Below are 14,143 nucleotides of genomic sequence, written 5' to 3' on the forward strand. Positions count from 1 at the left end.
ACATGACAAAGTTAACGATTGCAATTTAAAAAACGGGTTACGATAAATGTTTCTTGAAAATAAGGCCAATAGGGATTCTCAAAAAGGATGGATTGAAGTGATTGTGGGTTCAATGTTCTCGGGTAAAACCGAAGAGCTGTTGAGACGATTAAAACGCGCAAAAATAGCACAGCAAAAAGTGGAAATTTTTAAGCCAATGGTTGATGTTCGCTATAGTGAAACGGAAGTGGTGTCGCACGATGATAATGCTATTCGTTCTACGCCTGTAGAATCATCGGGTAATATATTGTTGCTTAGCGGTAACGTTAATGTGGTGGGTATAGACGAAGCACAGTTTTTTGATAAAGGTTTGGCCGAAGTGTGCCATCAATTGGCCAACCAGGGCATCAGAGTAATTGTGGCTGGATTGGATATGGATTTTCAAGGTAAGCCTTTTGGTCCTATTCCATCCTTATTAGCCACGGCTGAATATGTGACCAAGGTACATGCCATTTGCATGCGTTGTGGCGATTTAGCCCAATTTTCGCACCGTTTATCGGATGAAGAGAAATTAGTGCTTCTGGGAGAAAAAGGGGAGTATGAGCCGCTTTGTCGCTGTTGTTTTACCAAAGCCAACTGTTAGTTATGATTTATACGATACAACAATTAGCCGCTTGGTCCAATGCTGAGCTTAGGGGTATTGGAACTTTAGAGATTGAGCGCTTGGTATATGATAGCCGTAAGACTATCATCCCTGAAAAAACGGTATTTGTGGCCATAAAAAGTTCAAGTAACAATGGGCACGACTATATTTATGAATTGTACCAAAAGGGCGTGCGCTGTTTTATTGTAGAGAGTGATCAGTCAATTGATTACGGCTATTACTCAGAAGCAGGCTTTGTTGTGTGTGATAATTCAAATGATTGTTTGCAGAAGATTGCTGCTGAAATACGCCAGTCTTTTAACATCCCTTTTATTGCTATAACAGGTAGTAATGGTAAAACGATCGTTAAGGAGTGGTTAAACAAAGTTCTGGAATCTAATCATAAAACAGGTCGTTCGCCACGAAGCTACAATAGTCAGATTGGTGTGCCCTTATCCATATGGATGTTAGCTAAGGATATTGATTATGCCATTGTTGAAGCAGGTATTTCGCAGCCAGGTGAAATGGAACGCATTGCGCATTGCATTAAGCCTACCCATGGTGTATTGACTAATTTGGGACAGGCACATCAGGAGAATTTCCAAAGTTTGCAGCAAAAATTGGATGAAAAATTGTTGTTGTTTCAATCGGCTCATACCATTTTTTATCATGGCGATAATGAATTGGTAAACGCAAGTGTAACAAAACAATATGCTCATAAGAAACTACTGAGTTGTGGGTATAAGTCCCATAATTCGCTACAACTTCTAGTAGTTAAAAAGGAAGAGTCAGGTTCTACATTGGAGCTTTTGTGGCAGCAAACAAAATTTTCAATAACCGTACCTTTTCACGATGAAATATCCTTTGATAATGTTCTGTTGGTAATACTGTGTGCATTGGATTTGGGCATGACAGTTGAACAGTTGAGAAGAGAATTATTGTTGTTGGCTCCCATGGCCATGCGACTGGAGCAGAAGGAGGGCATCAATAATTGCTTGTTAATTGATGATGGCTACAGTGCCGATTTAACATCACTTGAGTTGGCACTTGACTCCTTAAACCAGATGGGTTCCAAACGTGGTTTATCTAAGACACTCATACTATCAGATATTGTGCAAAGTGGTAAAACTACTCACGAATGGTATCAAAGTGTGGTAAAGCTGTTGGAGGAGAAAGGTGTTTCAAAACTAATTGGTATTGGTCCGCAACTGCATAGCGTGATGAAAGGTGAGAATGCCTTTGAAAGTACCGATGCTTTTTTGCGAGAGTTTGATGGAAATAGTTTTCAGAGTGAGGCCATTTTAATTAAAGGAGCCCGTCAGTTTACCTTTGAGCAGATATCAGCCGTTTTGGAATTGCAGCGGCACAAAACAGTTATGGAAATCAATTTAAATGCACTGGCGCATAATGTTAAGTACTTCCGTTCAAAGTTGTTGCCTGAAACTAAGTTGCTGGCTATGGTAAAAGCCTTTAGTTACGGAACAGGGTCCTTTGAAATTGCTAATCTGTTAGCGCATCAAAAGGTCGACTATCTAGGGGTAGCTTTTGCTGATGAGGGCATAGAGTTGCGTAAGGCGGGTATCACATTACCGATTATTGTGATGAACCCAGAGTTAAACAGTTTCCCTCTAATGCTTGATTATGAACTGGAACCTGAGGTGTATAGCTTTGAGGTGCTTGATGCCTATTTAAAAGCGGTACAACGACAAGGTTACAGTAGAGTACCCATACATATTAAGGTGGATACTGGCATGAATCGATTGGGTTTTTTACCCGATGAACTCAGTCGACTGCTTGAGGTATTAAAGCAATCATCAGATTTATATGTCAGCAGTGTGTTTACTCATTTGGCAGGAAGCGATGAGGCAGTGCACGATAAGTTCACAAGCCAGCAGTTAAGTCGTTTTAACGCAGCGTGTTCGCAGTTAAACAATGGATTAGGATATTCATTTATTCGACATGCTCTAAACTCAGCAGGTATTGAGCGATTTGTTGATCAACAAATGGATATGGTTCGCCTAGGGATTGGTATGTATGGAGTATCGGCTCTGGCAGATGAAAACCTACAGCAAGTCACTACCTTAAGATCTTATGTGTCGCAGTTGAAAACAGTTAAAGCTGGCGAAACAGTTGGATATAGCAGAAAAGGTAAGTACGCCAAAGATATGCTTATAGGCGTTATTCCTATTGGTTATGCCGATGGGTTTAACCGACAGCTGAGCAATGGAGTGGGACATGTTATAATCAATGGACGAAAAGCATCTGTGGTTGGCAATGTTTGCATGGATATGTGTATGGTTGATGTGAGCAACATTCCTGTTAAAGAGGGCGATGAAGTGGAAGTGTTTGGTAGCCACTTAACGATATCTGCCTTAGCAAAAACACTTAAAACAATTCCATACGAAATCCTAACCAGTATTAGCAGACGTGTAAAGCGTGTGTATGTGATGGAATAATAACTGAGTTCGTCGATAAATTTTCATGTTTAGTTTATAACGTCCGAAAAATTATTGATGTACGGTATATGTCTTGTTCTATCTCGGCCTCAGCCAGAGAATATAAAAAGGGGATTGAAATAACGATACTTTGCTTTAGAGAGGTTTATTTTAGGTGTTATGCATGATGGCCTCTCTTTTAAATAACTTTAGTTTTCTCGAAAGCTTTAGAAAGACCGAGAAGTTCCGAACTTGATTCGGAAATCCCTCGGCCGCACTTAAGATTGAGATAAATAAGAAAGTTATTTAAAAAGCAGCCTTGAATTTCTTTGCTTGCGTTTCTTGCTTCAAGGCAAGAAATGAAGTCGGGTTTGGGCAGAAAACCCAATAGTTAAAAAATGGCCACTTTCAAGGCTTTATAATGGAAGATTTGTATTTATAAAGCTTACTTTTGCATGAATTTTTAATGACATCGTACAAAGTGGATAAAGAGGCAGTTAATCACATCATCATAAAATACAGAGTTGCATTACTTTCCGTTATAATTGGCATAACGCTTTTTATGGGATACAATGCTCAGAAAGTCGAGTTGGACTACGAGTTGGCACAAATGCTGCCCGAAACAGATTCAACCTATATTCAATACAACGAATTTAAAGAACTATTTGGAGAAGATGCCCGCCTGATATTACTGGCGGTAAAAGATTCGAGCATTCTGGAGCTGGACAAGTTTCAAGCTTACTATCAACTGAATCAATCCATAAAAGATATAACTGTCCAGTTTAATGGAGCAGATTACAAGGGTGTTAAGTCCGTTATGTCGCTTTGTAATTTACAAGGGCTGGAATATAATAAGGCAGATGCCACCATTGGTAATAAACCTTACTTTGCCACTGCGCCACAAACGCAACACGAATTAGACTCTACCATTCGTGTATTAACTGCCAATCAGTTTTATAACAACCTGGTATTTAGTCAAAGCGACAGTACCTTTGTTACTTTAATGTCGGTTAGCTTACAAAACGAAATTGTTAATTCAAAAAGTCGTATTGAGCTGGTGAAGCATCTGGTAGAAGCCTCTAGTGCTTTTACCGAAGAAACAGGTATTGATATACATTACTCAGGCCTGCCTTATATTCGCACGCACGTAATGTCAAAAGTGAGAGGCGAATTAAGTATGTTTATTGCCTTGGCAGCCTTGGTACTCGCCGTAATTCTATACATTATTTTCCGATCGTTCAAAGTCGTTTTAACATCCATACTTATTGTTGGAATATCTGTTGTGTGGGTTTTTGGCTTTATAGCGCTATTTGGTTTTAAAATTACCATTTTAACAGGTTTAATACCGCCACTTATTATTGTTATTGGCATCCCCAATATTATTTTTCTGTTGAATAAGTACCATCAGGAGTGTGCTTCTCATGGAAAAGCCTCACGCGCTTTAGAAGTTACCATTAGTAAAATAGGAGGGGTTATATTTTTGACTAACCTTACAACAGCTGCTGGTTTTGCAACCTTTCTGGTAACAAGTTCATCACTATTGGTTGAATTTGGAGTTATTGCCTCTATCAATATCATGTGCTTGTTTTTAATCTCGGTCACGGTTTTTCCTATTGCCTTAAGTTTTCAAAAGAAGCCATCGGGAAAATACACCAAGCATTTGGAAAATAAGTTTTTAAACAGGGCGATTAAATGGCTTATTCTTCATACCATCAATTATCGAAACAGAGTATACCTTGGTTCTGCCATATTGGTGCTTTTTAGTTTGGGCGGGATGAGTATGATACAAACGGCAGGAAATGTGGTTGATGATATTCCACATGATGACGATGTATACCAGGATCTGTTATTTTTTGAGAAAGAGTATAAAGGTGTTTTACCCTTTGAAATTATTATCGATACCAAAGAAGAAAATGGTGTGTTTAATAATGGAGCCAAGGCTTTGTATAAAATGCACCGTCTGGATAAATTAATTCAACGAGATGATAATTTTAGTCCCTATTTCACTAAACCAATATCCTTGGTAGATGGGCTAAAATATATTTATCAAACCTTTAAGGGAGGAGATGCAAAGTTTTATGCATTGCCAAGGCCAAGTGAGTTAAACAAGCTAAAGAAACTTAAGGGTGAAGGTGTTGATAACAATGCTTCCTTTGCTGCTTTTATTGATTCTACCAATCAAATAGCACGGATGACAGTGATGATGGCTAATGTTAATACACTGCAAATAAGTGATATTAAAGATAGCTTGCGTGTTGAGGTTGATAAAATATTTCCTCCCGCGGAATACAATGTAAGCTTTACAGGCACTAGTTTGGTCTTTCTTGAGGGAACAAATTTTCTGGTGCGTAACCTGTTTATGAGTTTGGGAATTGCTATCATCTTAATATCTGTGTTCATCGCGCTAATGTTTAAATCTCTACGCACGGCTCTCATATCCATATTGCCCAATGTTATTCCTTTATTATTTACAGCTGGTATCATGGGCTACTTTGGTATTCAAATTAAGCCATCAACCATATTGGTTTTTAGTATAGCATTTGGTATTTCGGTAGATGACAGTATTCATTATCTAGCTAAATACCGTCAGGAGCTGGCTGCCCATCGTGGGCGTATTAAATTCTCCGTTATTGAAGCAATCAAAGGTTCTGGCGTGAGCATGATCTATACATCCATCGTATTGTTTTTTGGATTTTCCATATTCACAGCATCTAGCTTTGGTGGAACTATCGCTCTTGGTTTGTTGGTGTCCTTAACTCTTTTGGTTGCCATGCTAACCAACCTCATATTATTGCCAGCTATGCTCATGTCTTTAGATAAGGCCAAATTGAAGAAAAAGAAATGATTTATTATCTGCTTAAATACACAATGATGTTTGTGCTAAGGTTGTACTTTAAGAAAGTAAGCTTTAGCAATAAATCAAATTATCCCTCATCGGGGCCAGTTATATTGGCTGCCATGCACCCTAATTCGTTCATCGATGACATGACCTTAGGAGCATTTACCAAGCGACAACTTACGTTTTTAGCTCGGGGCGATGTTTTTAACTCGAAGTTCAAGCGCTTTTTATTGGGGCAAATGTTTGTTTCCCCCATTTACCGCGCCATGGATAATGTTAAGGACGTAAAGAAGAATATTGAAGCATTGGATATGTATTCCCAAAAACTGCGTCGTGGTAAGGTCATATTAATCCATTCTGAAGGAATTTGTGTTGTAGAGAAAAGGGTTCGTAAAATGCGTAAAGGTACTGCCCGTATTGCTTTTGGAGCCGAAGAGCAGAGCGATTTTAAGCTTGGAGTTAAAGTGGTGCCAGTTTCGATGAATTATAGCAATGCGCCCAAAATACGTGAGCGCGTAATGATTGACTTTGGGGAGCCCATTGAATTGAAGAAATATGAAGCTCTTTATAAGGAAAATTCGGCCAAAGCAATGCTTGAGTTTAATAATGAGTTGTATGCTGCTTTGGTAAGCAAGTCCATTCATGTTAAACCCAAAGAGGCAGATAAGGTAGCGGATGTTTGTCTGGAAATAACAGTAAATGATAAGCCACCTAAGGCTTTACCTATTTATGATGAGGATGAAGCGCATTTGACCGCTGAGAAAAAAGTGAGCGATCGAATAAATCATCTTTTTGAAAATGAGAATGAGCAATATAAGAACCTAGAACAATTGACCAATCAGTATTCGTCTGCTTTACAGGCCAATAATTTAAATGATGCATCAGTTGTTAAGAGTAAGAATGGTGTGTTGAAATCTATCGCATTGGCGCTGCTACTGCCATTATACTCACTTGCATATATTCTCAATGTTCTACCCGTATTTTTAGGTAGGCGTTTGGCCGATAAGGTTGTAAAGACACCTGAGTTTTACGGATCAGTTTATGTTGGAGCCTCTTGGATGTTAGGTTTATTATATTACTTGCTTATAATAATTTTGGTTAATGTGTTATCGCCTTTTTCTGGATGCTTAGTTGTTTTTTGCATGGCTTTTACTGGCTTTTGGTCAGTTTTATTGCGCGATCAATATTTGAGCTATTTAAGTAAATCGAGGGCAAGTAAAGTGTTTAATCAAGTACCTCAGTTGCAAAACGAATTACTATCGCTTAGAGAGCAGATTAAACAAATACTGGCTTAGATAGTTAAGTTGTCTGTTGAAGAGAGAAATGAGTGTGATTAAACCTCTGATGAATTAACACTTTTTGTACATGAAGAATTTGAAGAACAAAGTGGTTTGGATTACTGGAGCGTCATCTGGTATTGGAGAAGCATTGGCATACGAAATGGCTAGGCAAGGTGCTCGCTTGGTTTTAACGGCTCGTAACAAACAAAAGCTAAATGAGGTAAAGCTCAACTGTGAAAAATTATCAGCTGAATGCTTTGTGTATGAGGCCGATTTATTTGAGGTTTCGGGTTTTAATAATTTAGTTGAAAGTGTACTAAAGCAAGTTGGTGTTATTGATGTTTTGATTAACAATGCAGGCATGAGCCAACGATCATTGGCAAAGGATACACCAATTGATAACGACAGAAAGATTATGGAGCTTAATTACTTTAGTGTTGTGGCTCTTACTAAATTGGTACTACCGCACATGCTACAGCAAGGAAGTGGTCATGTGGTGGCAGTCAGCAGTATTGTTGGTAAATTTGGTTTCCCATTGCGATCAGCTTATGCTGCTTCTAAGCATGCTATTCAAGGTTTTTTCGAATCTTTAGATGCTGAGTTGTCGGCACACAATATTAATGTAACCATTGTTTCTCCAGGTCGTATCCAAACCAATATATCAAAACATGCCTTGTTGGCAGATGGAACAGCCAATGGTGTGATGGATCCAGGTCAGGAAACTGGTTTGTCAAGTGAAAAATGTGCGGCCGTGATTGTTAAGGCCATAAAAAATGACAAGAAAGATATATTGGTAGGTAAGAAAGAATTATTAATGGTGTATATTCACAAATTCTTACCATTCTTATATCGTTCAATGACAAAGAAAATTGATCACACATAAAGCTTGGTAGGGTATTTAATCGTTGATACACAGATAAGATGCACAGTGAATGCAATGAGCCGTTTGATTACTTAACACACAGGAGTATGATTGCTTATGGCGAGTTGCATGTGGCAAAAGAAAGTAAATTATAATCGCATGAGAAAAACAATAGCGGGAATTCAGCAGGTGGGAGTTGGAGTGAAAGATGCTAAAGAAGCATGGGCATGGTACCGAAAGCATTTTGGTATGGATATTAATGTTTTTGAAGATACTGCTGTAGCTGAACTGATGTTGCCACATACCGATGGAAAAACGCGTGAACGATATGCCGCACTTGCCTTAAATATGGAAGGTGGTGGCGGTTTTGAAATATGGCAGCATACTGGCATTGAACCTAAGGTAGCAGCTTTTGAATTAAACCTTGGCGATTATGGTATATTTATTACAAAAATTAAAACGACCAATATTGAACAAGCCTATGCTACTCATCAAAAAAGTGGATTAGATATTCAAGGCGAGTTAGCTGTTGACCCTGTGGGTAATAAGCATTATTACTTAAAAGATCCGTACAATAATTTGTTTGAAATTGTGCAGGAAGATTTTTGCTATAAGAAACAAAAATCGGTGACAGGTGGTGTATTCGGTTGTGTGATTGGAGTCAGTGATATTGAAAGTGCGTTTAAAGTATACCGCGATATATTGCAGTACGATGAGGTGGTTTACGATGTAACCGACACCTTTGATGATTACAAGTGCTTAGCCAGTGGAGGACAAAAATTCAGAAGAGTATTGTTAAAGCATGCACAGCCACGTACGGGTAGTTTCTGCAAAATATACGGACCAACACAGATTGAGTTGGTTCAAGCACTGGATCGTGAGCCGCAAAAGATATTTAAAGATAGAATCTGGGGAGAACTAGGTTTTATTCATCTCTGTTTTGATATTATTGGCATGGATCTACTGCGCAAAGAGTGCAAGGAGAAAGATTTTGCCTTTACCGTTGATAGCGCCGATAGTTTTGATATGGGTGTAGCAGCTGGACATTTCGCCTATATTGAAGATCCTGACGGTACCTTAATTGAATTTGTGGAGACTCATAAACTGCCTATTGTTGAGAAATTGGGTTGGTACATGAATTTAAAAGGTCGTAATCCTAAAAAAGGACTTCCTAAGTGGATGATAAACACTTTGGCATTTAGTCGTATTAAGGATTAATTTGATATAAATAGTTGATAACATATAATAAAACCTGTGACTTAAATTCGCAGGTTTTTGTTTTTAATAGTCTCCTGCAATCAAAAACTAAAACATATCTGCATATTCACAATATTAGCTCAGATGTTTTTGTAACGTGCATAAAACTCTCGAGGGGTTTCTCCTTTGATTGCTTTAAACTGTCGGTTAAAAAGCGATTGACTGTTAAAACCACACTGGTTGCTAATTTGTGACATTGTTAAATCAGAATCAATAAGTAACTCACAGGCATGGCCTATTCTTATGTCTGTTAGGTACTGGTGAAATGTTTTTGTTGTTTTAACTTTAAAAAAACGACAAAAGGCCGTTTTGCTCATATTAGCAATGGTGGCTATCTCATCAAGCTGAATGTTTTTTTTAAAATTATGAAGGGTATATTCAAATACTTTTCCTAGTTTCTCCGAATTCTTATCGCTGAAGTTTTTCTTATACACACCTTTAATAACCGTCGATAAATCCTCAGAGTCAGTAAGCAGATGTAGAATGTTCAAAAGGGAAGATATGCGCATTACGCCGTTTAAATTAACAATACGCCACATTTCCGATACCACTTTATCCTTGGTTCTTCCGCTTATCTTAATTCCTTTTAAACTATTGCTCAATACTTTATTAATATCCTTTAACTCGGGTAGGTTAAAAAAAACATCACCAAAAACATTGTGTTTAAATTGAATGACAATAACTTCAGTTTGCACATCATCATTTCCTTGATAATGTATTTCATCACTCTTGTAAACATGAGGTAGGTTAGGACCCATAAAAACAAGATCGCCAGCTACAAAATCATCAACACTATCGCCAATAAAGCGCTTACCTTTTCCCTTTACCATATAAATGAGCTCATAATCGGGATGGTAATGCCATGCACTATCCATATAGGGAAGAATGGTGTGCTTCACCCTAAAAGAGTGCATGATATTAGCTGATAAGTATTCTTTTTGTGCTTTCATATCTATTTAATGTCAACAGAATGGCGATATTAATAAATATATACTATAAACTAAAGGGGGGTGTTAATTTTGTACTAAAATAAGCTTGTGGTAAATCATAAGTGCAGCTCACTAAAATGAATTTACAGCCCTCTTACATTGCTATGCGCAACAGACGAAATTGATTGAGAGGTCGTGGAAATCCACTGAGAGCTTGTTACAATCCACTGAGAGGTCGTGGAAATGCCTTGCGCAAGCCTTACAATGCCTTGCGCACTGGTTGAAATCGACCGAGAGCTTGGCGAAATTGATTGCGCAGTCGGTCAATTCCATTGCGCCGTTGGTACGTTGGATTGATAGTCCTGTTTATTGAAGTTATCTCAATGGCACCTTATTCTTATTGCTATTGTTGATTTTGCACTAATTAATTGTTCAGAGCTTTATCTACGTGAATTTGTGTGATGTAATTGGCTAACTTTTGATCTTCCATTGTTGTGTGCTTAATAAACCAGTCCACTAGAAAATCAATCAATATATCAAAGTTGATGTGTTTAGCCATCACAATGTTGATTTCATCTTTCAACTTAAGTAAAAGATTAGAATGTATTTGGCGGTGATTATTAAAATCAGGGTAGTCAATTGCTTTCATCAAATTTTCCTCACTGCAAAAATGAAACTCGGTGTATTTAATTAATTCATGTACCAGATCGTCTAGTGTTTGAGTATCGGATTGATTATAATATGCATTCGAGATCTTACGTATAATATTTATGAAAATTCGGTGTTCGGCATCTATGTCATAGTTGCCAACTTCATATTCTGTTTTCCATTCAATAATTTTGTTTGTAATCATAGAGGTGTATTATATTATAAGTGATGGGCCGAAGAAACAGATTGTCATTATAATTTCAATTTGGCCACATTTAAAGTTATTGTTTTTTTAGTAGTTTGATTTCTTTTGTTGATAAAATAAAGAAAATGCAAGGTTTACATTGGTTCATGCGAGAAAACAGGACTGAAGAAATTTAGGCAGGCCTCATTGCATTGAATAGACAACGGCATCTCTTGTATTTTATTGGTTTTGTGCTATCTTCATTCTAATTTTTAACCTAAATCAGATGTCATACAAACCCAATCGAAAACAGGCCCTTGATTTATTCCTTAGTTATAATAAAACAGATAGTCTTTACCGACATGCACTGGCCGTAGAAGCCGTTATGCGCCATTTTGCAAGATTAAACAAGGAAGATGAAGATAAATGGGGTATTATTGGCTTGATGCACGATCTCGACTACGAGATGTATCCCGATGAACATTGCATAAAAACCAAAGCCATACTTCAGGAGGCGAATTGGCCCGATGATTATATCAGAGCAATACTAAGCCATGCATGGGGTATTTGTACCGATATTGAACCAAAGGAAACCATGGAAAAAGTGCTATATGCCTGCGATGAGTTAACTGGTTTAGTAACGACCGCTACATTGGTGCGACCCGATAAAAGCATTCACTCCCTAACAATTAAATCGCTTAAAAAACGCTGGAAAGATAAACGTTTTGCTGCAAAGGTAGATCGTAACATTATTTCTAAAGGTGCAGACTTACTTAACATGCCTATTGAACAACTAATGGAAGAAACCATTAAAGGTATGCAGGGCATTGCTGACGATTTAGGTTTAAGTGGTATCGAAAAGTAGTACTTGTTCTATACATTTAACTTAACGTTTTAAAAACAAAAATTGAATTAGATTGCTAATTAGTATAGGATTGTTGTTATAAACCAAAGAGCTCAATTACGTCTTTTAGGGTACTAAGCATAAAATCTGTGGATTGCAATCGTAACAAAGACATATCGTAAGAATGCACGAAACCTTTAACCTATTTTCCGCCATATCGCTTGCTATTTTTATCGAGGCCATGCCTTTTCTGGTCGTTGGTGCTCTTTTTTCATCTATAATTGAAGTATTTGTTTCAACACAACGCATAATACGTTTGGTGCCCCGGAATATTGCTGGAGGCTTATTGCTTGGTATTGGTTCTGGCTTTGTTTTGCCAACTTGTGAGTGTGGTGTTGTGCCTATTGTTCGTCGATTAATTAATAAAGGAGTGCCACCCTACATTGCTATTGCCTATATGTTGGCTGCCCCAATTGTGAATCCGGTTGTATTGGCATCTACGTATATTGCATTCAGAGGTAGTATACCAATGGTTTTTGCTCGCATTGCGCTGGCTATAATCGTTGCTGCTATTGTTGCTTTAATAGCACGTCAATTGGTATCGGTAGTTAGGCCTGTAAAACACTCAGGTCATCATCATACTGATGAACATGAACATCATTTTCACCATCACGATCATTCAAATGAGTCACTGATTCAAAAAATAATAGCGACGCTTCGTCATGCTGCTGTTGAATTTATGGATATGGGTAAATACCTTATTCTGGGAGCCATAATTGCTGGGGCTTTTAAAACCTTTTTGCCCGTTGATACCATGGCGTACTTTAGTAATAATTTGGCTTTGTCAATTGCTGGTATGATGATTTTAGCCATTCTTTTATCGGTATGCTCCGAGGCAGATGCTTTTGTGGCCGCCTCATTTGTCGGGTTTCCTGCTGCAGCACAATTAGCGTTTATAGGCATTGGGCCTATGATTGATTTAAAACTAATCGGGATGTATGGACTAGCTTTTAAACGTGCCATGGTAATCACATTGTTAATTGTTCCTTTTGTAATAATATATTTTACTACGCTATTAATTGGGAGTTTTGATTTATTAAGTATTTAAAATATGCAAAAGGCTTTACATAAAATATACGGAATAATTGAAACGGGCTTACTGTTATTAGTTGGTGCATTTGCTCTTTACTTGTCGCTATCTACTAAGTACGGTTTGTTAATGAATGAAAACTTCAGGTGGTTAACATTTGCTGGTGCCTTATTAATTTTAATAATAGGATTGGCATCAGCCAGTAAGCTACCCAAAGGTTCCCTAAGTAATGTGCTGTTCTTTTTATTATTACTATTCATCGTATTAATAGGCAAGCCCTATTTGCCCAATGCAAACACCATTGATCCATCTGAGCAATTTATGAGCGCTGGCCTTTGGGATCAAATAGATCAAACACGCTTTCCAAAAGAAGAGCTACGCAATTTATCAACGCTACAAGCCGATGCTTTTTTCGAATCAGGGGCTTCATTTACAACTGTGGGCGTTGTAAAGCGCTTAGATGAGTTGGATGGTCAAAAGAGTTTTGCATTAATGTCAACCTTTATGTACTGTTGCGTGGCCGATATGTTTGGTACTGGATTTAGGGTGCCTAGTGATATGTTTGATGAGCTGGAAGATGGACAAATGCTGATGATTAGTGGTAAGCTGGCGGATGAAACCCAAGCAATTGCTCTGCCCAATTTTCGCTTTGGAAGAGCAATGATTTCCTCCGTCAATAAAGATTATTACCTGAAAGTAGATAGTATAATGGCGTATAGCCGCCTGGATCAATTACCATTGCTGTCCGAAATAATTCTTGAGGGCGAGAAGATACAGGTATTCAAAAATGCGCTAATGAAGTCAGGCTTAATAGATGAATTATCAGGGCAAGATGCATATACTTTATTTGTGCCTGTTGACAAAGCTTTGGAAGATTTAGATGTACCTCTGGACGAACTGTCTCGCAGAAAACTAAAGAAATTTATTAACGCACACATTGTTAAAGGAAAGCTATTTAGTGATGATTTGGCGAACTACAAACAAGTAAAAACACTAGGTGGTGATGAACTAACGATTAACTTTAAGTGTGCAAAACACACCATTAATAATTCACGTGTTTTATTTGAAGACACAGAAGCACAAAATGGTATCATACATTTCATCTACCCGGCCATTACAGATCCTAACGAATAAATAGAATCAAAACCGAACA

General features: G+C 37.8%; 11 protein-coding genes. 9 read left to right on the forward strand and 2 right to left on the reverse strand.

The features are described from left to right. Window positions 1–46: 46 nt before the first annotated feature. The 6 genes from FNN09_RS12160 (at window position 47) to FNN09_RS12185 (ending at window position 9,256) form a co-directional block, all read left to right on the forward strand. The gene (locus tag FNN09_RS12160; RefSeq protein WP_143302636.1) at window positions 47–622 is read left to right on the forward strand and encodes a thymidine kinase; all 576 of its coding nucleotides are present in this window, start codon (window positions 47–49) and stop codon (window positions 620–622) included. A 2-nt stretch (window positions 623–624) separates the two neighbouring features. Next, window positions 625–3,078, forward strand: a complete 2,454-nt coding sequence (locus FNN09_RS12165; protein WP_143302637.1) for a bifunctional UDP-N-acetylmuramoyl-tripeptide:D-alanyl-D-alanine ligase/alanine racemase — start codon at window positions 625–627, stop codon at window positions 3,076–3,078. Between the two features lie 430 nt (window positions 3,079–3,508). Beyond that, a complete protein-coding gene (locus tag FNN09_RS12170) occupies window positions 3,509–5,902 on the forward strand; it encodes an RND family transporter (RefSeq protein WP_143302638.1) in 2,394 nt (797 codons plus the stop codon). Next, window positions 5,899–7,191 carry a 1-acyl-sn-glycerol-3-phosphate acyltransferase gene (locus FNN09_RS12175; protein WP_143302639.1) on the forward strand — a complete coding sequence of 431 codons (1,293 nt, stop codon included), beginning with the start codon at window positions 5,899–5,901 and terminating at the stop codon, window positions 7,189–7,191. The genes FNN09_RS12170 and FNN09_RS12175 overlap by 4 nt, the downstream gene beginning before the upstream one ends. Before the next feature lie 70 nt (window positions 7,192–7,261). Then, the gene (locus FNN09_RS12180; protein WP_143302640.1) at window positions 7,262–8,059 is read left to right on the forward strand and encodes an SDR family oxidoreductase; all 798 of its coding nucleotides are present in this window, start codon (window positions 7,262–7,264) and stop codon (window positions 8,057–8,059) included. Between the two features lie 138 nt (window positions 8,060–8,197). Then, window positions 8,198–9,256 (forward strand): VOC family protein, encoded by a 1,059-nt coding sequence (locus FNN09_RS12185; RefSeq protein WP_143302641.1) that lies wholly within the window; start codon window positions 8,198–8,200, stop codon window positions 9,254–9,256. A gap of 119 nt (window positions 9,257–9,375) precedes the next feature. On the opposite strand, the gene FNN09_RS12190 is transcribed toward FNN09_RS12185, so the two are convergent. After that, window positions 9,376–10,245 carry an AraC family transcriptional regulator gene (locus tag FNN09_RS12190; protein ID WP_143302642.1) on the reverse strand — a complete coding sequence of 290 codons (870 nt, stop codon included), beginning with the start codon at window positions 10,243–10,245 and terminating at the stop codon, window positions 9,376–9,378. A 403-nt stretch (window positions 10,246–10,648) separates the two neighbouring features. Beyond that, a complete protein-coding gene (locus FNN09_RS12195; RefSeq protein WP_143302643.1) occupies window positions 10,649–11,077 on the reverse strand; it encodes a bacteriohemerythrin in 429 nt (142 codons plus the stop codon). 265 nt (window positions 11,078–11,342) lie between these two features. Between FNN09_RS12195 and FNN09_RS12200 the strand changes: the two genes are divergently transcribed. The 3 genes from FNN09_RS12200 (at window position 11,343) to FNN09_RS12210 (ending at window position 14,124) form a co-directional block, all read left to right on the forward strand. Next, window positions 11,343–11,921: an HD domain-containing protein gene (locus FNN09_RS12200; RefSeq protein ID WP_143302644.1), complete on the forward strand. Its 579-nt coding sequence runs from the start codon at window positions 11,343–11,345 to the stop codon at window positions 11,919–11,921. A gap of 163 nt (window positions 11,922–12,084) precedes the next feature. Further along, window positions 12,085–13,008 (forward strand): permease, encoded by a 924-nt coding sequence (locus tag FNN09_RS12205; protein ID WP_143302645.1) that lies wholly within the window; start codon window positions 12,085–12,087, stop codon window positions 13,006–13,008. Between the two features lie 3 nt (window positions 13,009–13,011). After that, entirely contained in the window at window positions 13,012–14,124 is a 1,113-nt protein-coding gene (locus FNN09_RS12210; protein ID WP_143302646.1) for a fasciclin domain-containing protein, read from the forward strand. Window positions 14,125–14,143: the final 19 nt, after the last annotated feature.

Origin of the sequence: Carboxylicivirga sp. M1479, from assembly GCF_007097485.1 — a bacterium.
GTDB lineage: Bacteria > Bacteroidota > Bacteroidia > Bacteroidales > Marinilabiliaceae > Carboxylicivirga.